At 60.4% G+C, this 19,015-nt stretch carries 17 protein-coding genes; 7 read left to right on the top strand and 10 right to left on the bottom strand.

The window, feature by feature from the left end:
* Positions 1–180: 180 nt before the first annotated feature.
* Both LJY25_RS07800 and LJY25_RS07795 read left to right on the top strand, forming a co-directional pair.
* The gene (locus LJY25_RS07800; RefSeq protein ID WP_227607759.1) at positions 181–1,104 is read left to right on the top strand and encodes an alpha/beta hydrolase; all 924 of its coding nucleotides are present in this window, start codon (positions 181–183) and stop codon (positions 1,102–1,104) included.
* An 87-nt stretch (positions 1,105–1,191) separates the two neighbouring features.
* Positions 1,192–1,344, top strand: coding sequence for a hypothetical protein (locus LJY25_RS07795; protein ID WP_227607758.1), 153 nt, complete (start codon positions 1,192–1,194; stop codon positions 1,342–1,344).
* 98 nt (positions 1,345–1,442) lie between these two features.
* Here the strand turns inward: LJY25_RS07795 and LJY25_RS07790 are convergent, their stop codons facing one another.
* Positions 1,443–4,874, bottom strand: a complete 3,432-nt coding sequence (locus LJY25_RS07790) for a UvrD-helicase domain-containing protein (RefSeq protein WP_227607757.1) — start codon at positions 4,872–4,874, stop codon at positions 1,443–1,445.
* 132 nt (positions 4,875–5,006) lie between these two features.
* Here LJY25_RS07790 and LJY25_RS07785 point away from each other — a divergent pair, with 132 nt between their 5' ends.
* The 3 genes from LJY25_RS07785 to LJY25_RS07775 all read left to right on the top strand — a co-directional run bounded on the left by LJY25_RS07785 (position 5,007) and on the right by LJY25_RS07775 (position 7,609).
* Positions 5,007–5,576: a hypothetical protein gene (locus LJY25_RS07785; RefSeq protein WP_227607756.1), complete on the top strand. Its 570-nt coding sequence runs from the start codon at positions 5,007–5,009 to the stop codon at positions 5,574–5,576.
* Between the two features lie 214 nt (positions 5,577–5,790).
* Complete coding sequence (locus tag LJY25_RS07780) at positions 5,791–7,026, top strand: exo-beta-N-acetylmuramidase NamZ family protein (protein ID WP_227607755.1); 1,236 nt, start codon at positions 5,791–5,793, stop codon at positions 7,024–7,026.
* A 226-nt stretch (positions 7,027–7,252) separates the two neighbouring features.
* Positions 7,253–7,609, top strand: a complete 357-nt coding sequence (locus LJY25_RS07775; RefSeq protein WP_227607754.1) for a hypothetical protein — start codon at positions 7,253–7,255, stop codon at positions 7,607–7,609.
* A gap of 80 nt (positions 7,610–7,689) precedes the next feature.
* Here the strand turns inward: LJY25_RS07775 and LJY25_RS07770 are convergent, their stop codons facing one another.
* Positions 7,690–8,109 (bottom strand): acyl-CoA thioesterase, encoded by a 420-nt coding sequence (locus tag LJY25_RS07770; RefSeq protein WP_227607753.1) that lies wholly within the window; start codon positions 8,107–8,109, stop codon positions 7,690–7,692.
* Positions 8,110–8,634: 525 nt separating this feature from the next.
* Here LJY25_RS07770 and LJY25_RS07765 point away from each other — a divergent pair.
* Positions 8,635–10,590: a DEAD/DEAH box helicase gene (locus tag LJY25_RS07765; RefSeq protein ID WP_227607752.1), complete on the top strand. Its 1,956-nt coding sequence runs from the start codon at positions 8,635–8,637 to the stop codon at positions 10,588–10,590.
* Positions 10,591–10,772: 182 nt separating this feature from the next.
* Here LJY25_RS07765 and LJY25_RS07760 read toward each other — a convergent pair whose 3' ends face one another.
* From LJY25_RS07760 to LJY25_RS07750, 3 genes are all read right to left on the bottom strand, one after another.
* Positions 10,773–11,225: a ferritin-like domain-containing protein gene (locus LJY25_RS07760; protein ID WP_227607751.1), complete on the bottom strand. Its 453-nt coding sequence runs from the start codon at positions 11,223–11,225 to the stop codon at positions 10,773–10,775.
* A 214-nt stretch (positions 11,226–11,439) separates the two neighbouring features.
* On the bottom strand, positions 11,440–12,669 hold the full coding sequence (locus tag LJY25_RS07755; protein ID WP_227607750.1) for a BaiN/RdsA family NAD(P)/FAD-dependent oxidoreductase: 1,230 nt from the start codon (positions 12,667–12,669) through the stop codon (positions 11,440–11,442).
* Positions 12,670–12,769: 100 nt separating this feature from the next.
* Positions 12,770–13,621, bottom strand: a complete 852-nt coding sequence (locus LJY25_RS07750; RefSeq protein WP_227607749.1) for a Rossmann-fold NAD(P)-binding domain-containing protein — start codon at positions 13,619–13,621, stop codon at positions 12,770–12,772.
* 116 nt (positions 13,622–13,737) lie between these two features.
* Here LJY25_RS07750 and LJY25_RS07745 point away from each other — a divergent pair, with 116 nt between their 5' ends.
* The gene (locus LJY25_RS07745; protein ID WP_227607748.1) at positions 13,738–14,613 is read left to right on the top strand and encodes an SDR family oxidoreductase; all 876 of its coding nucleotides are present in this window, start codon (positions 13,738–13,740) and stop codon (positions 14,611–14,613) included.
* A 107-nt stretch (positions 14,614–14,720) separates the two neighbouring features.
* Here LJY25_RS07745 and LJY25_RS07740 read toward each other — a convergent pair whose 3' ends face one another.
* The 5 genes from LJY25_RS07740 to LJY25_RS07720 form a co-directional block, all read right to left on the bottom strand.
* Complete coding sequence (locus LJY25_RS07740; protein WP_227607747.1) at positions 14,721–15,569, bottom strand: DUF1571 domain-containing protein; 849 nt, start codon at positions 15,567–15,569, stop codon at positions 14,721–14,723.
* Between the two features lie 127 nt (positions 15,570–15,696).
* Positions 15,697–16,008, bottom strand: coding sequence for a hypothetical protein (locus LJY25_RS07735; protein ID WP_227607746.1), 312 nt, complete (start codon positions 16,006–16,008; stop codon positions 15,697–15,699).
* A gap of 144 nt (positions 16,009–16,152) precedes the next feature.
* Positions 16,153–16,584 (bottom strand): hypothetical protein, encoded by a 432-nt coding sequence (locus LJY25_RS07730; protein ID WP_227607745.1) that lies wholly within the window; start codon positions 16,582–16,584, stop codon positions 16,153–16,155.
* Positions 16,585–17,063: 479 nt separating this feature from the next.
* Complete coding sequence (locus tag LJY25_RS07725; RefSeq protein WP_227607744.1) at positions 17,064–17,624, bottom strand: hypothetical protein; 561 nt, start codon at positions 17,622–17,624, stop codon at positions 17,064–17,066.
* 64 nt (positions 17,625–17,688) lie between these two features.
* Entirely contained in the window at positions 17,689–18,978 is a 1,290-nt protein-coding gene (locus LJY25_RS07720) for a metal-dependent hydrolase family protein (RefSeq protein ID WP_227607743.1), read from the bottom strand.
* Positions 18,979–19,015 lie beyond the last annotated feature (37 nt).

Here is a 19,015-nt window from a genome sequence, read left to right as displayed (position 1 = left end):
TTTTGCGGCCCGGGGCCTGGTCTGACTCAGCGCGAGGCACCAGCCCCGCGTATAGTGGCCGGCACTGCGCCCGTATTATTTAACGAAACGCGAAGCCGGAGCATCGCGCTACCTTGCAGCTTTAGCTACGACTCGCAGCCATATAACCTGCCGGCCCGGTATTGCCCGCCTTATCCGCCTATGAACCGTATTCTGCTGACTTTTCTCCTCCTGCTCATATGCCTGCCGATGCTGGCTCAAAGCAACGCTACAATTCCGCTGTACACGGGCACGGTGCCCAACTCCAAACCCAGCTCGGTGCAGGAGACGTCGGTGACGCTGGACAACGGCGGGGTTCGGATTTCCAACGTCATCCAGCCTACACTGACCATATTCCGGCCCGCCGCCGACCAGGCAAACGGCACAGCCGTCATCATCTGCCCCGGGGGCGGCTACACCCGCCTGTCCATCGACCACGAGGGCTACAATGTTGCCAGGCGCCTCAATGAGATGGGCATTACCGCTTTCGTACTCAAGTACCGCTTGCCCAATGAGAAGTCCCAGCCCGAGAAAACCCTGGCGCCGCTGCTCGACGCCCAGCAGGCCGTGCGGCTGGTGCGGGAGCGGGCCCGGGAATTTGGCGTGAACCCCGCCCGGGTGGGTTTGATGGGTTTTTCGGCCGGCGGCCACCTGGCCTCAACGGCCGGGACGCAGTTTGCCCAGCCTGCCGGCGCTGCCAGCTCCTCTACGTCGGTGCGGCCCGACTTCCTGGTGCTGCTGTATCCCGTTATCAACCTGTCAGACAGTCTGATGCATGGTGGTTCCCGCACCAGCCTGCTCGGCGCCGCGCCTACTGCCGAGCTGATCCGGCAGTACTCCAGCGACCGGCAGGTGACCTCCCGCACGCCCCCGACGTTTCTGGTGCACGCCGGCGACGATAAGAGCGTGAAGGTGCAGAACAGCCTGGTCTTCTACCAGGCCTGCCTCCGCCACGGTGTGCCGGCCGAAATGCACATCTACCCGAAAGGCGGCCACGGCTTTGGGCTCAACAACAAAACCACGAAAGATGACTGGACTCAGCGCCTGCAGAACTGGCTGGATGCCAACGGCTGGCTAACCCGGTAAATGGGCAGCAAAACGTCCTTCCACCGGTGGTGGAAGGACGTTCCGGCACTGAGCAGGTTAGCTCCTAGGCTAAGCCAGACGGCCTTAATGCTGCCGTTCTATGTTCAGGAAACAGGCTGCCGGGGGATGGTTCTGCTGCCGGCCTTTGTACATAGCGACGGGAAAAATGCAGAAGTGGCAGAAGCCGTGATTTACTGGGAGCAGGGTTGCGTGCTGCCCGCCGAGTTAGGCATAGCGTAAAGTCGCTGCGCTTAAGTGAGCTGGGGGCGTGGGCAAAGGCCCGGACCATGTACATCGTTCCGCAGGTATCGTACCGACTGACAACTAGCAACTATCGGCTAAAACACAATCACCTCTTCCGAGTCGAAGTAGTACAGCACGCACTGCACGTCGGTGTAGCCCAGCTGCCGGAAGAGGGTGGCGTACCGCTGCAGCACGTGGCGGTGCTGGGGGCGGGGCGGGGGCACCTTGAAGTCGAGCAGGGTGACGCGGCCCGGGGTTGGGCCAAAGTTGGGCTCGAAGATGATGCGGTCGGGCTTGTAGTCCTGGCGGGGGGCACCGCCGACCAGGATTTCCCGCTCGGTTTCCACCGACACCTCGGCGCTGAAGTAGTGGGCCAGCTGCGGGTTCTGCACCGTGCGCCGCAGCAGCGTCAGCAGCGTAGGTTTCTCCCGCCCGCTGACCAGTCCTTCGGCCACCAGCTGGGCTGCCACCCGCTCCACGTCGGCAGCCAGCACGGTGCGGCGCAGGGCGTAGTGGAGCTTGCGGTTCCATTCCTGCTGCACCTGCTGGTCGTCGAAGTCGAACACGGTGTTGGCGTGGCGCCGCAGCCGCAGCCGCTCTTCCCAGGGCGTGGTGCCGAGGTTGGTCAGGTGCAGGGTTTCGGTAGCCGCGTGGTGGGTTTTCAGCTGAGGAACGTGGCGGGCGGCATCGGCCAGAATGTAGCCCGTGCGCTCGTCTTCCCACTGGCTCTGACCCACGAGGTAGCGGTGCAGCAGCTCGGCCACGGTGCGGGCCTGATCACCGGCGTCAGTTTCGACCTCACTGCCGCGCGACGAGCTGGCAGCCAGCTTTTTGGGCTGGCGGCTGATGACGTACAAGCGGTGCCGGGGCCGGGTAAAGGCCACGTACAGCATGTTCAGGCCTTCGAGAAACGTCTTTTCCAGCTCCTCGGTGTATTGTCCGGCCAGGGCGGTGCGGGTGAGTGCCTTGGTCTGACTGACTACCGCAACGGGCGGCATGCCGGGCACGGGCTTGGCATCTTCCGGTAGCCGGCCCCAGAGCAGGGTGTCGCGGAAGGGCGTCAGGCTCCAGTCGGCAAAGGGCACGATGACGACGCCGTAGGCCAGGCCCTTGGCTTTGTGCACGGTGGTGATGGTGATGGCGTCGCGGCCGGCGGGGGCGTTGATGCTGAGCTTGCTTTTCTTCTGCTCCCAGTAAGCCAAGAAGTTATTGAGGTTGTTGCCGTTGCGCAAACTGAACTCGAGCGTCAAATCCAGGAAGCGGAACAGGTACTCGCTTTCCTCGTTGCGGCCCAGCAGCCCGAAGGTGCCCACCAGCCGCTCGGTCAGCTCGTAGAGGCCCAGGTTGCCGGTTTCGCGCTCCTGCACGTCGTAGCCCAGGGCGCGCAGCTCGTCGAAGAAGGGCAAAGACTTTTCCTGATTGGCCAGCGCGGCAATGTGGCGGGCCCGGGCCGGGGTCGGCGACGCGCCGAGCACCACCTTGTCCACGAGCAGCAGGGCCTCGGCCCGGCCCAGGGTGTCGGCGGGCCGGTTGAGCACCCGGAACAAGGCCACCAGCAGGTTCACCACGTCGGCAAACTCCAGGGACAGGGAATCAGCGGAAATGATGGCGTAGCCCCGCTCTTTCAAAAACTTAGCGACCCGCCGGCTGCTGTCGCGGCGGCGGCAGAGCACGGCTAGGTCCTGGAGGCGGAAGCCGTCGGCCAGAGCCTGCTCCACCAGCTGCAAAGTCAGGTGCAGGGTGCTTTCCTGGTAGTCGAGCACGTGGTCGGGCGCCAGGTCGGGGATGGGCGTACCAGTGTAGGTGCCGGAGGCGAAGTCGAAAATGCGGGCCGGGGCGCCGTCTTCGGTAAACAGCAGCTCGACGTGGCCGGCATTGCCCGAACCCAGCGCGCTGGCGGGGGCTTCCTGGCGGAAATGCTCGTCGTAGATGCCCTGCACCAGCGGCAGCTGGGCGTGGGTCTGACTAACATGCCCGAAAAAGTCGTTGTTGAAGCCGATGATTTCCGGGGCCGAGCGGTAGTTCTGGTTCAGGTTTTCCGACTCCAGGGCCTGGTCGAGGGTGAAGTAGCGGCCTTCGAGCAACTCGCGCAGCTCCTCGTCCTGGATGCGGCCGTAGAGGTACTGGGTCTGGTTCTGGTGCAGGCGCAGGATCTGCTCCATCTCGCCCCCGCGCCAGCGGTAGATGGCCTGCTTGGCGTCGCCCACCGCGAGGCTCAGGTTGCCGGTCGAAACGGCGTTTTCGACCAGGGGCAGCAGGTTGTTCCACTGCAGCACCGAGGTGTCCTGAAACTCGTCGATGAGCAGGTGCAGGTACCGCTCGCCCATCCGCTCGTAGATAAACGGCACCGGCTCGCGCAGCACGATGCCCGCAATGCGCCGGTTGAACTCGGCAATGAGCACGATGCCCCGGTCCCGGCTCAGCTGGTCCACGGCCTTACTCAGCTCGCTCAGCAAGGACACGTGAAAGAGGTAGGGCAGCATGCCGTTCACCAGCACGTAGTCGGGCAGCAGGGTGGCGCGCAGGGCTTCCAGCTCGGTGTAGGCCTCGGTCAGCGCGGGCTTCACGGCGTCGACGCGCGCCTTGTCGGCGGCGGTTTTCACCTTGCCGCTGTACCACTTGTCCTGCTCGATGGTGGCCCGCACGTAGCTGTTGGCTTCCTTATCGGTGCTTAGCCGCTCTTCCCATTTCGTGACGTAGCCCAGGATGCCGCTTTTGCCCTGATATAGGTCGGCGTCGGTTACGGCCGCCGCGTCCAGGGCCGCCAGCGCCTTGGTACTCACGTCCCGGAAAGTGGCCTCAATCTCCAGCTTGCGCTGCTTGAGCGTTTCGTGGAGGCGGCGGTAGTCCTGCAAGGACATCTGCTGCAACTGGGCCACGGCTTCGTGCACCGGCTCGGAGAGCAGAAAGCGCCCGAACTCGACCAGCTCCTCGGGCAGGTTGTTCCAGCTCCGGCCTTCGTCGGCCTTGCTGAGCGTGTAATCGGCCAGGGAGCGGGACAGCAATGCGGCGTTGGGGTCGCGGTTGACGCGGTCGAGCAGCAGGGCTACGGCGCTTTGCAGCACCGCGTCGCCGTCGAGCTCTACTTCGAACGTGGCGGGCAAGCCCAGCTCCCGGGTAAAGGCCTGCACGATGCGCTGCACGAACGAGTCGATGGTGCTGACGGCGAAGTCGGCGTAGTGGTAGAGCACCAGCCGGAAGGTGGCTGCTGCCCGCTGCCGCAGCTCCCGGCGCTGGTCTTCGGGTGTTTCGGCGCTGCGGGGCAGCAGGCCGTCGGCGGCCAGCTCTTCGGCAATTTCGCGCAGCAGCTGGTCGTCAGATTCGGTTTCGTAGGCAAACCGCCGGAGGGCGCCGATGATGCGCTCCTTCATCTCGCCCGCCGCGTCGTTGGTGAAGGTGATGGCGAGGATGCTCTTGAAGTAGGCCGGGTCGTCGGAGCCCAGGGCCAGTTTTAGGTATTCCTTGGTCAGCTGGTAGGTTTTGCCGGAGCCGGCGGACGAGGAGTAGACGCGGAACGTAGCGGGCATGGGCAGGGGAGAAGCAGCCCGTAAAAGTAACCAGGATACGGCGGAAAGCTGGTGGATTCGGGTAGCTTTACGATAGCCTGTAGCGGTTACGGGCAGTATTCCCGCGCTCAGAACCGCACAAACTCGAATGGTATGCGTCGCTTTAGGAATGGTTACCTGATCCTGATTTTACTAGCTTCCCCACTGCTTCTTTCTGGATTCAGACAAAATACAAGTGCATACATTATATCAGGACATCTTAGAAAAAATCCTTCTGACCCATCATGGTACATTGAAGGGGTGAATATTCTTGTTAAAGACGACAATGAGGTTTTGGCAAAGAATACTACTGACAGTAAAGGTGACTTCGAGTTAATCCTGCCATCTGTCAAGGGTAAGCACCTGGACTTTTTTGCTACTGGTCTTGGTATTGATACGCTGCTGATTGCATCAATTGAAAAATCCGAAAGCAGCTCATTTGAAATGACATTTTACATTCCTGGCGTTATTAAACGAAATGTTCTAACAAGAGTAGTTTGCCCTAAATGCAAGCGTTCTAATCACGTTTATGAAATCTGGTATGGTGATGCGCCGGTTGTAACTACTCGCGTCAGCAAGTCGGGAGCCACAACCTATAGTCCGATATATAAAGGGAAATATCAGGGAAGCTGTATCGTTCAACCGGCCAGCTACTACTGTGACCGTGATAAACTGAAGTTTTAGAACCTGTTTGAGGTTCTCCAAGATATTCTATCTCGTCATGCTGAGCCTGCCGAAGCATCTCTACCGCTTCGTTGTGGTTACTCATCCAACGGAAGCGGTAGAGATGCTTCGACTCCGCTTTGCTTCGCTCAGCATGACACTGCCCCAACTTGCTCTTAACAACTGGCATTTATCATTTCGTGTCACCCACTACCATTTTTGCCCCTCACTCCTTATGAAAACACTCTCCGCCGCACTGCTCCTGCTAATCTCCGGCGCCCTAACCGCCAATACCAACGCTCCACCAGCCGCTCCCGAAACAGCGAAACCAGCTACGAAGGACAAGGAAATTGTCACCGGGGCCGACCAGACCAAAGCCTACCTCAGCTACCTACGCGGCAAGCGGGTGGCCGTGCTGGCCAACCCGACGACTATCATCGGCAAAAAGCATTTGGTGGACAGCCTGAAAGCCAGCGGCGTCAATATCGTCAAGGTGTTCGGGCCGGAGCATGGCTTCCGGGGCAACGCCAGCAACGGGGCCCATGTGGTGGACGAGAAAGACCCGGCTACCGGCATTCCCATCATTTCCCTGTACGGCCGGAAGCGCAAGCCCAGCGCCGAGGACCTGGCCGACGTCGACGTGTTCGTGTTCGACATTCAGGACGTGGGCTGCCGGTTCTACACCTATATCAATGTACTGCGGGAGGTGATGGACGCCTGCGCCGAAAACAACAAGGAGCTGATGATTCTGGACCGGCCGAACCCCAACGGCTACCTCGTCGACGGCCCCGTGCTGGATATGAAGTTTCGGTCCGGCATCGGTCAGTTTCCCATTCCCGTGGCCCACGGCCTGACCATCGCGGAGTTTGCCCGGATGGTGAACGGCGAGAAGTGGCTGCCGGATGGCCGGCAGTGCAAGCTCAGGATCATTCCGGTGCAGAACTACCGCCACGAGCTGCCCTACACGCTGCCGGTGAAGCCTTCGCCCAACCTGAACACCCAGCAAAGCATTATGCTCTACCCCTCGACCTGCCTGTTCGAGGGCACGGCGCTCAACCACGGCCGGGGCACGCAGTTTCCGTTTACTATCCTGGGCAGCCCCTTGCTCAAAGACAAGTACGCCTTCTCCTACACGCCCGTCAGCCTGCCTGGCATGAGCGAGACGCCCCTGTACATGAACCAGGTCTGCTACGGCCTCGATCTGCGGCAGTACGACGTGGCTAAGCTGCGGAAAAGCAAGCAAATCAACATCGAGTGGATGATCGAGCTCTACAACGCCTACCCCGACAAGGCCCGCTTCTTTGACCGGACCCAAAGCCGGGAAATCGGCAACATCGACGGCCTGGCCGGCACTTCCGACTTTCGGGAGCAGATTGTGGCCGGCAGGTCAGCCGCCGAAATCCGGAAGTCCTGGGAGCCGAAGCTGGCGGCCTATAAGGTGATGCGGAAGAAGTACCTGCTGTATCCGTGATATTCCTTGGTGAGTATGGGTTTTGCCGAAGACGCTAGCCCACGAGCAGACGTGAAAAGTAGCATTGATGGAAATGGAAGTAGCAGCCAGAATACCGCATAAATCCGCTAATTTGGCTGGCTTTACGCAGTAAAACCGTACGTAAAGAATTACTTTGCGCAGTGGTATCTGCGCAAATGCGAATGTTAGTGACAATCATAGACACCACAACTTATATGAGAAGATAATGGTTGGAGAATATATTAAGGATGTTCTAATACCAAAACAAGACGGCTGGATAGTTTTACGGACGAATAAACAGTTTTATTCTTTGAAATTGGGTGGCGTCGATAGAATAGAGCAAATAGAGTTAGGCCAATACGATAGTGTGGATTTTCCACTAATAAACAAGTTGGTTGCGAGGGTGCTTACTGATGAATTTATTATTTTATTCGAAACTGCTGGTGGAGATGCCATGATTCACTCACCTGATGCATTTATTGACGACGAGGGGAATACTTCTTGTGGAGTTACATACTTGTCGGAAGAAGAATACCAAGAAGTGCTGAAGGATTATGAGGGTCTATTGATTGAAGTAAGTTAGATTGAACTTGAGGCTGATACTGTTTTGCTAGCTTGACAGATGGTGGGCCGAAAGCTCCTCCTGCGGCAAGCTGCAAAACGTTACCCCACTGCCACGCGCAGCCGCCGCTCCACCTCCGGCGTCACCCGCTTAGGGCGCTGCGTGACGGGGTCGAGCAGCACCCACTGGGTTTCGGCCTCGCAGAGCAGCACGCCGTCGGCGGCCCGCTCGATGCGCACGAAGCGCTGGCACTGGGCCCCGCGCACCTCGCCAATCCAGGTGGTGCCGCGCAGCTCCTGGCCCAGCAGGGCGGGCTTGTGGTAGCGCACCCGGTGCTCCATCACCACCCAGACGTACTGTTCCCGCTCCCCCGGCGGAAAAGCCGTCAGCCAGTGCGCCCCGGCTGTTTCCTGCACCCAGCGCACGTACACCACGTTGTTGGCGTGGTTGAGCTCGTCGATGTCGGCCTCCACGACGGAGAAGGTGTGGGAAAACCGGAAGGAGGGAACTGGTTCAGTCATGGGCACGAAGAAAACCTTATTCAACGTCATCCTGAGCAGTGCGATCCGAAAGTCGACGTAGCCAAGGACCTTCTCAGACTTGAACGAGTCGGTGTTATGATTATCGTTCTGCGTTGATAAGGTCCTTCGGCTGCGCCTCAGGATGACAATTTCTAAACGGTGCAGGTCCGGGAAGCCTCATCAGCTGCCGGCGGTGGAATAAGCGGTTGGCCAGTAAGTAAATATAGCTTTGTTTGCAGCGAAGGAAACGCGAAATCCGGTTTCTGCGTTGGCCCTAGTTCTGAACCCAACAGCTGGGCTATTTGCACGGGTAACTAGCAATTTTGCAATATTTCCCGTACCTTTGCAGCCGCATTTGAGAATGGCCCCGTTCCGCGCAGCTACGGCTGCTTTTTGTAAATTTCTGGCCGTCATCGTCTTCTGTCCGTTGCTTCCGTCGCTTGTCGTTGTAGTTGAGTGGGTGAAGAACGTCGCTGAATCTGCTGTTTTCAGAGCTAGTGTCTCCCATTCCATCTAAACCAAGACATGGAAAAAGTAAAATTTGAAGAGCTGAATCTCTCTGAAGAGATGATGCGCGCTATTTCGGACCTCGGCTACGAAGAGGCTTCGCCCATTCAGACCGCCGCTATTCCGGCCCTGCTGGCCGGCCACGACGTAATCGGCCAGGCCCAGACCGGCACCGGCAAAACCGCCGCGTTCGGTATTCCCGCCATCGAAGGCATCGACACCAACAACCGCGCCGTGCAGGTGCTCGTGCTGTGCCCCACCCGGGAGCTGGCCGTTCAGGTGTCCGGTGAAATCCAGAAGCTCGGTAAGTACAAGCGCGGCCTGGCTGTGGTGCCCATCTACGGCGGTCAGAGCTACGACCGGCAGTTCCAGGCCCTGGAGCGCGGCGTGCAGATCGTAATCGGTACGCCCGGCCGGGTAATGGACCACCTGGAGCGTGGTACGCTGAAGCTGGACCAGGTAAAGAAAATCATCCTGGATGAGGCCGACGAGATGCTCGACATGGGCTTCCGCGAGGACATCGAGATTGTGCTGAGCAAGATGCCCGAAGACCGCCAGACGGTGTTCTTCTCGGCTACCATGAGCAAGCCGATCATGGAGCTCACCAAGAAGTACCAGACCAACCCCCAGCTCGTCAAGGTAAACCATCAGGAGCTGACGGTTACCAACATCGAGCAGATGTACTACGAGGTGCGTAACCCCATGAAGAAGGATGTGCTCACGCGCATCATCGACATGTACAACCTCAAGTCGACCATCGTCTTCTGCAACACCAAGCGCATGGTGGACGAGTGCGTGGCCGAGCTGCAGGCCCGGGGCTACTTCGCCGACGGTCTGCACGGCGACATGGGCCAGGCCCAGCGCCAGAACACCCTCGACAAGTTTCGCAAGGGTACGCTCGAAATCCTGGTTGCCACCGACGTTGCCGCCCGCGGCATCGACGTGGAGAACGTGGAGGCCGTGGTAAACTACGACCTGCCCGCCGACGAGGAATACTACGTGCACCGCATCGGCCGCACCGGCCGCGCCGGCAAGCTGGGCAAGGCCTTCACCTTCGTGAGCGGCCGCGACATCTACAAGCTGCGCGACATCATGCGCTACACCAAGGCCAACATCAAGCAGGAGCGGATTCCGTCCTTCGAAGATGTGTCGGAGGTGAAAACCACGCTGTTCCTGAACCAGATCAAAGAGATGATCGAGAAGGGCAAGCTGGAGAAGTACGTGGCCCGCGTGCAGCGTCTGCTCGACCAGGAAGAGGACATGACCTCGCTGGACGTGGCCGCCGCCCTGCTCAAGATGACCATGAAGGAGGACAAGCAGGCCGAGAAAAGCCTCGAAGCCGGCCGTCAGGCCGGGGCCGTGCGCGCCGGCTTTACCCGCCTGTTCGTCACGATGGGCAAGAAGGACCGGGTTCATCCCCGCGACATCGTGGACCTGATTGCCGAAAACACCGCCCTCACCGGCAGCAAAGTCGGCGACATTGCCATCTACGACAAGTTCAGCTTCGTGGAAGTGCCGTCGGAGTTTGCCAACGAAATCATTGAAAAGCTCGGCCGCAGCTCGATTCAGGGCCGCCCGGTTGCCTTCAACATTGCCACGCCCCGTCAGGAAGGCGATGCGCAGCAGGAAGGCAACACCCGCGGCCCCGGCGGCTTCGGTGCCGACGACAACCGTCCCGCCCGCCGGGCTCCGTATGGCGACCGTCGTGAAGGCGGCAGCTCCTACGGTGGTCAGCGCGGCGGCAACAGCTTCGGCCCGAACCGCACCGGCGGCTCGTCCTACGGCGGCGGTCAGCGCACCTACGGCAGCGGCGGTGGCTACAAAGGCAACCGGGACGGGGGCGGCAGCTCCTACGGCGGGGGCTACAAAGGCAACCGTGACGGCGGCAACTACGGTGGCGGCTACAAAGGCGGCAACCGTAGCGGTGGCGACAGCGCCCCCCGCGCCCCGCGCAGCAACGACTACGACGAATAGAGACTAGTTGACAGTTGTTAGTTGTCCGTTGTCAGTTCTGACTCCGATTTACTAGACAGCTTCACAAAAAAAGCCCCGCCAGTATCTGGCGGGGCTTTTTTTGTGAAAGGCACCAGGCTGGTTAGCCGCTTTATATAAAGCTATTTGATAAAGCTATTTGCTGACAGCCATTGGTTTAAACCTTATTTACCGGCCGCGGCGTCGCGCAGGCCGCGGATGGTGTTGTGAGCTTCCATGATGCCCTGGTACTGCTTTTCGATGATGGTTTTCAGCTGGCCGGGCAGGTTCTCAGCTTTCAGGGCCGTCTGGTAGGCTTTCACGGCGTAGTCTTCGCCGCGCTCACACTCATTGAGGATGCTTTCGCGGCTCTTGCTGGTAATGGCGGCTTTCAGGTTAATAAAGGCGCGGTGCACGGTGCCGGTAATCGAGCTTTCTTCCTCGGCTTTCAGGTTGAGGCGGTGCATCTGGTCTTCCAGCTCGGTCAGGTAGCCGTCGCGCTGCACGGCGTACTTCTTGAAGATATCCTTGAGGTCCTGATCTTCTACATCGGTGGTAGCAGTAGAATAGCCTTTCTCACCGTCCTTGAGAGTTTCGAGCAGTTCGTTGAGCAGGGCTTGGGTGGCTTTGGCTTCCATGGTTTGTTTTCGTTGGTGTATAGAAGAAACGAGTTGTCTTTCCTTTACTGCCAACACGAAGGCAAGGTTGCAGGTGGCCAGGTCTTAGGTACTTAGGGCTTAGGGCTTAGTCCAAAACGTCAGCCTAGGCATAGTGCAGGAAAAAATCGGTTCTCAGTGGCCGTTATGGCCCATTTCCGAAACCTGGCGTCAGGAGGCGAGTACCTTTTATGCCCTAAGCCGCCATTGCCCGGCCGGCCAGGTAGCCGGTGGTCCAGGCGGCCTGAAAGTTAAAGCCCCCGGTGATGCCGTCGATGTCGAGCACCTCCCCGGCAAAGTGCAGGCCCGGGTGCAAACGGCTTTCCATGGTTTTCAGGTTGACCTCGCTCAGCGGGATGCCGCCGCAGGTCACGAACTCTTCTTTAAAGGTGGTTTTGCCCCGCACAGCCAGCGGCATCCGGACCAGCAGCTCAATCAGGCGGTTCTGCAGCTTCACGGCCAGCTCGCTCCACCGCGTTTCGGTCCCGATGCCGGCCTGTTCCACGAGCGTGCGCCACAGCCGCTGCGGCAAACCCAGCAAGGGGTTGTTCAGGATGCCTTTCCGGCCGTTGTCGGCGCGAAACGTAAGCAGCCACTGCCGCAGCGTCTCCTCCGAGTGGGGCGGTACCCAGTTTACCAGGGCCGTTCCCTGGTACTGCAGCTCGTGCAGGCGGCGGGCACCCCAGGCCGAGAGCTTAAGCACAGCCGGGCCACTCACGCCCCAGTGCGTTATCAGCAGCGGCCCTTCGTAATCCAGCTTTTCGCCGGCCAGCACCACCCGGGCCAGCGGCACGCTGATGCCCATCAACTCCCTGAGCGGGGATTCGGGCACGTTGAACGTAAACAGGGAAGGAACCGGCTCGACCAGACTGTGGCCCAGGGCCTGGAGCCAGGCGTAGCTTTCGGCCTTGGGCGCCCCGCCGGTAGCCACCAGCAGCTTCCGGACTGCTAACATCTGCGCGTGCACTCCGGTCAGCTGGAGCTGGTAGCCCTGGTCGGGCAGGGGCATGATGCTGGTAACTGCGGTGCTGGTCAGGACGCGGACCCCGGCCTGGCGGGCGGCTTCTTCGAGGCAGCGGGCAATGGTTTCGGATGAGTCGGTGACGGGAAACATGCGGCCGTCGGCTTCCGCCTTGAGCTGGACGCCGCGCTGCTCAAACCACTGCACCGTGTCCTGGGCCCCGAACTGGCGGAAGGGCTCCTTGAGCTGCTTGCCGCCCCGGGGATAGTGCTGCACCAGCTGAGCTGGGGAAAAGCAGTGGTGCGTTACGTTGCACCGCCCTCCGCCTGATACCCGCACCTTGGCCAGTAGCTTGGGACTTTTCTCAATCAGGTACACTGTCAGGCCGGGGTTGGCCTCGGCGCAGGCAATGGCCCCGAAAAATCCCGCTGCTCCGCCGCCCAGCACCGCTACCGTCGTTTCCATTGTATTCACCGAACAAAGGTACGGCGGGAAATTGGTGGCTGATTGCGGGGTGTGGATGCTTCAGCAAAGAGTAGCGTCCTTCATAAACCCGGACTAGCAGCTAGCAATACTCCAGGGCCTCCAGCAGGTTGTCGTAACGGAAGGTATAGTCGACGGTGCGGCGGACGAGGTTGCTGTCAATGGTTTTGCCCCCGGCGGAATCCTCGGCTTTAAACGTGGGCGGGGCCAGCCCCAGGTACTGCGCGGCAGCAGTGTAAAAGTCGCGGCGGCAGGGGTGGTGGGTGGCGCAGGCGTTAAAAGTGTAGCCCCAGGCCTGCTGCCGGATAATGCTGGTCAGCAGACCGATGCAGTCGTCGAGGTGAATCAGGTTGACCGGGGCGTCGGGGCTGGGCAGGTCGTTCCGCCCGGCCAGAAACCGGCCCGGGGGACGGTCGGGCCCGAAGAGCCCGCCCAGCCGCACCACGGTCGACAGCCACTGGCCCTGCCGGGGTGTGAACTGCCCCTCGGCGCGCAAAAGGTCTGACTGAGCGTCCGGGGACGACACCGCGTCGGCCTCCCGCATCGGGCGCATTTCGTTGGGATACACGCTGGTAGAGCTGACGAAGAGCACATTGCGGACACCCAGCTCCCGGACTGCATTGGCCACCGGGCGGAGCAGGTTGGGGTAGCCGCCGGCCGCGGCGGTCCGGGGCGGCACGTTCAGCACCAGCACGTCGACGCCGGTGAGCAGGGTGCGCAGGGTATCCTGGTCGGTAGACGTGATATCGGGACCAAGCTGCAGCAGGTAGGGGGTGATGCCGGCGTCGCGCAGGGTCAGCAGCCGGGCGGGCGTGGTGGTAGAGCCGGCCACGGCATAGCCCTCGGCTACCAGCGCCCGGGCCAGGGGCAGACCCAGCCAGCCGCAGCCCAGTACGGCCACCGTGGGTTTATCAGAAGAGGAATAGTCCGTCATGCAGGGTCAAAGGTGGGAAAATTTCCCACTTCTGAATTTATTCCTTTGCAATCCGACAAATCCCGTTCTTGCGACTTTCCAAGCGGTTTCCCTCAACCCTCTCATCCCCCGTTTCTATGTCTGCTTACACTCAACCCATGCTGCGCGACAATGCCCTGCAGGGCAAGACCATCGTCGTAACCGGCGGCGGCACCGGTCTGGGCCGCGCCATGACCACGTACTTTCTTCAGCTGGGCGCCAACGTCACCATCAGCAGCCGCAAGCTGGACGTGCTGGAGAAAACGGCTGAGGAGCTGCGCCAGCAGACCGGCGGCAAGGTGCTGGCCGTGCAGTGCGACGTCCGCAAATACGAGGAAGTAGAGCAGATGCTGCAGCGCACCATCGACGAGTTCGGCGGGGTCGACGTGCTGCTTAATAATGCGGCCGGCAACTTTATTTCGCCTACGGAGCGCCTCACCCACAAGGCCTTCGACGTCATCGTGGACATCGTGCTGCGGGGCTCTTACAACTGCACCCTGGCCTTCGGCAAGCGGTGGATTGCCGACAAGAAGCCCGGCACAATTCTCAATATCGTTACCACTTACGCCTCGGTGGGCTCGGCTTACGTGGTGCCCTCGGCGGCGGCCAAAGCCGGCGTGCTGGCCCTGACCCGCTCCCTGGCGGTGGAATGGGCCAAGTACGGCATCCGCTCCAATGCCATTGCCCCCGGACCATTCCCTACGGAAGGAGCCTGGAGCCGTCTGTTTCCGGCCCCGCTGGCCGAAAAGCTTGATCCGGCGGCTTCGGTGCCGCTCAAGCGCGTAGGCGAGTACCAGGAGCTGGCAAACCTGGCCGCCTACCTCGTTTCCGACTTCTCGGCTTACGTCAACGGGGAGGTCGTTACCATTGACGGTGGCGAGTGGCTCAATGGAGCCGGGGAGTTCAACAAGCTTGAAATGATTCCGGCCCCGATGTGGGACCAGATCGAGGCGGCCATGCGGGGCAAACGCTAGCTGGTTAGCTACTACCCAGCCATTAGCCTTTCGCCGGATAACCGGCCAATCAACAAAACACCCCGGCCCCACCGTGCAGCCGGGGTGTTTTGTTGATGCCTAATAGGCTAAAACTTATAGCCTTTGTAGGTCTTCGTAAACTCAGCGGGCGCAATGGGTTGGTTGGCCACGACGTTGGTGAACTCAAACTTTTCAAACAGGCCCTTGTCATCCACCACCTGCACAACGACCGGAAGGTACTGCTTCTGGTCGACGCAGACGATGGTGCGGCGGCCGTACGCGTTGGGGACCTGCAGTACCTTGCCCTCGGGAATCGGCTCGTCGATGGCAACGCCGTTCCGCTCCATTATGCGGTACTCGCCGCAGCCAAACCGCTCGGCCACTTTCGCCACCGTCTCGCCCTTGCCGACTTTGTAGGTCACGTATTTAAACTGCGGAAAATCCGAGCGCAGGATGTAGCAGGCCCGGCCCAGCACGGTGGTGTCGCCGGCGTAGCGGAAGCTGCGCTCAAAGCTGCGGTCCTGCCGCAGGGAAGAACCGTGAATAAGGCTGGAAATGGTACCGAAGCCGGCGTTCAGCACGCTGTGGTGCTGACTGCGCCGCATCATGCTGCCGTTCGGGTTCAGGCTTACCGTCACGAATGGAAAGCTGTTGGGGTACACCCACGCGTCGCCATTGTTCTGACCCGCCACCCACAGCACTTCGATTCCCTTTTCGTTGCGCAGGTAGATGCGTAGGGGAGCGTACGCCATCTTAATGTTAGACTGCGCCTGCTGGCGGACGCCGTTTACCCGTTCCTGGGCCCGGGCGGTGCAGCGCAGGGTTTTCAGGTTGTCAATTGAGCTGGAGAGGCGGGTGATGAGCTGCTCTGTCGTGATTTTTTCGGGCGGGCTAGCGGCAGCCAGGGCCGTGAGTACCAAAGCAATAGGAACCGGCAGCCGGAGGAAACGAGTCATGCAGAATACGGGTGGAGTAGCAAGAGAAGCCGGCTGCCCGCACAAACTGCGCCGAAGCCGATGCGCAAGTTACTTAAGCCCCGGCAAAGATGACAGGCTTGTTCCCACCACGCCGTTCCCGCCGTCTTTAGTTCAGGCTGATCTGCGGAAAGCGGGCCGAAGCGCTATCGAACACGAACAGCTCGTCAATTTCCACGCCCGCCAGAAACCGGAACAACGGAAACTTCTCTACCAGCTTCTGAACGGCGGCCGCGCTGGCCGCATTTATCGTTACCCACCCCTTCGTGCGGTCAGCGCTGATGGCGTAGGTTTCAATGATGGTTTGTTCGATGAGGTCCGAAATATGGGCCCGGTGGGTTGGAATGAGGGAAATAAAGTCCTCATCGAAAAAGTCGGGTAAACGCAGGGTAACGACAAATCTGGCCACGATAAAACGCATAGGTCCGCTGATTATAACGCTTGACTGCCCGGAAAGTTGATATCCGGCTACTGCGACAACCCCGGATATTGCACAAAAAAAGTCCCGGTTTAGAACCGGGACTTTTGAAGAACTGAGCTGAGTGGAGCTGTAGCCTATCGTGGCTTACTTACCGCCCTTGCTCTTGCCGTTGTTTTTGTCGGTGAGCGTAAGCGTAATCGTACCGTTCGGGTCGGTGACGGCAACGGTATTGTAGTTGCGAACGACACCGTCGGAGGTGGTTTCGGTCCAGGTAGAGTTATACACCAGACGCTGCGCAGGGCGGGCGGAAGCCGGTACTACCCCTTTCCAGACCGACATCGCATGTCCCGAGGGAGTAATCAGAAATTTCTCCTGATTCATGTCCAGACAGCTGCCAAGCCCGGTTACGCCCAGCAGGGTGTTGGTAATGCAAATCCGGCTCTCGGTTTTAAGCATGTAGGCGCCATTGCCTTGCTGCGTGGCTCCGCTGATTGTACTCTGGGCCTGGGCTGAAGTGCTGCCAATGGCGAAGGAGAGCAAAGCACCGGCGGCAAGGGACTGAAGAAGATTTTTCATCTGAAGAGCTGTTTAGTTGTGGGAGTTGAATTCTGGCTGATCCACCAAATAACGTACCACCATTGGGTCCGATTGCAGACTTGCTAACACGATAAACGGAAAACAGCTTGCAGAGACAAGTAGTATGCTTTTATTATAACTATTCTCAGGTTAAACGGATTACCGCCGCGAAGTCTGCTGGGAAGCCAGTAAACGGTTCGGGTTCTGGTATCAGCGCTGCTTTGGCTGTCGGGCTTCGAACTCAGCCCGGGTCAATAGGCTGAGGCGGCGGGTGTGGGGAACGAAGCACGAGATGTACTGCTCGCCTAAAACGATGTGCTCCCGGGCAAGTCCCTGGTGCTGGTATAAAAGCAAAGTGCAAATATCGGAGGGCGTGATGAACGGCAGCTCGCCCGGACCGTGAGCATGTAGCGTGGCCCGTGCCGGTGGGCCCGCCGGACTGCCAATGGCCATGAAGGCAGCGTGCAGCTTTTTTCGCTTTAGCAGCCGGCCTTGGGGGAGTAGCGGAGCAGCAGGTCTCCGCCCAGGGGCGTCAGGCCGGACAGGGTGGTGCCGGTCAGCACATACACCCGCACCTCCCCGGCCCATTCCAGCACTACGGCATTAAGTGAAGTGCCCGGGGCCGGAACCGTGCCGGCCAGCAAAGGCTGGGCATCGTGCTCGGCCTGCCGGCGGAAACTCAACAGCCGGAGCTCATGCTCCGACAAAGCCCGGCCGCCTCGGCGACGGGCACCTTTAGGAGATATATGGTGGCGGCCAAACCGGAACTCCGCCAGCACGCGGGAAGCAGCAGTCGGGCCGCCTACCAGCAGGGTCCGCACCGAATCGGCAACGGTGTAGCTAAGGGTCGCGGTTACGAAATGGGAGGCAACGCCGGTGGTAGGCAGCAGGTCGGTAGCCACCCAGGAAGCCCGCTCTGCCTCGTACAAAGCCACGCCTTCGCGCAGCAGCTCCCGGCGGATTGACTCAAGGTTGCCCTGGGCCGTAGCCGAAGAGGAAAGCACCACCCCCAGGGCGGTCAGTAGATATCCGCGAAACATACCCGATAACTATAGTGCGCTAATCGGGCTAAGTATAGCATTTTTAATCTGTTGCCGGCTGGGGCTAGGGCTTTTTATACAGAATGCCACCTTTCATAACGAGCTGAATCTCGCGCAGCACCTTGGCGTCCAAGGTTGGGTCACCAGACACGGAAATCAGGTCAGCCAGCAAACCTGGCCGGATGTGGCCCCGGTCGGGCAGGTGGAGAAGGTGGGCATTGCCGCTGGTAGCGCCGCGCAACACGTCCAGAGCCGACAGCCCATAGTCCTGCACCAGCAGTTCGAGCTCCCGGACATTGTCGCCGTGGGGGAACACGCCCACGTCGCCTCCAATGACCAGCAGTACCCCGGCTTTCCGCGCTGCGGCCATGCTTTCGCGCTTTTGTCGCAGACGATCGGGCTCGGGGTCGGTTCCCTTGCGCCAGCCCTGGTACTGCGAGATGGCGTCGCCGGCGGCGACGGTGGGACAGAGGGCTACGCCGCGCTGCTTCATCAACCGAAATACCTCGGCCGTGCCGCCGTCGCCGTGTTCAATGGTTTCGACGCCGGCCAGGGTAGCCCGCCGCATGCCCTCGGGCGTGGAGGCATGCGCCACTACCGGTCGGCCGGCGGCTTTGGCGGTCTGCACAATCAGGGTCAGCTCTTCCTGTGAAAAGGTGGGGCGCGACGGCTCGCCCTTGCCCCAGCGGTAGTCGGCGTACACCTTGATAATGTCGGCGCCCTGGCCGATCTGCTCCCGCACGGCCCGGATAAGGCCGTCGGTGCCATCGGCTTCCTGGGCGCCCTGGGGCACTGCCACATCAACCGACAGTTTGGGCCCGTAGCTGCCGGTGGCAACCAGCGCGCGGGTAGCTACCAGCAGGCGGGGACCGGGAATATGTCCTTGTTCGATGGCCTGCTTGAGGCCCACGTCGGCGTAGCCGGCTCCTTCAGAGCCCAGGTCCCGTGCCGTGGTAAAACCCGCCAGCAGGGTGCGCTGGGCGTGAGCCGTGCCCCGGGCCACCCGCAGCGCCACCGACTCGGTCAGCACCTGGTCGTTCCAGGACGTTTCGTTGTAGGGATGGAGCAGCAGATGGGAGTGCCCCTCGATCAGACCAGGAAGCAGGGTCTGGCCCGGCAGGTCCAGGGTGCGGGCATCGGCCGGGGCAGTAACCTGCGTTGCCGGACCGGCAGCTTTTATTTTGTCGCCTTCTACCAGCACTACCCAGCCCGGGTGCACGTCCTGACCATCAAAGACAGCGGCCGGACGCAGCAGGTAGGAGGAAACCGGCGGAGCGGGAGGAGTAAGGGCGAGGCAGCCTACACCTAACAGGCTCAGGCTGAAAATTTTGGTAAGCAGAGGAGAGCTAAGCATCGCCAAAAGATAGCCGGAAAAGCAGCGGGAAGGCAGC

Source organism: Hymenobacter translucens (genome assembly GCF_020685205.1).
Lineage (GTDB): Bacteria > Bacteroidota > Bacteroidia > Cytophagales > Hymenobacteraceae > Hymenobacter > Hymenobacter translucens.
The sequence above is the reverse complement of the archived record's forward strand: the minus strand, read 5'-3'. Positions and strand labels throughout refer to the sequence as shown.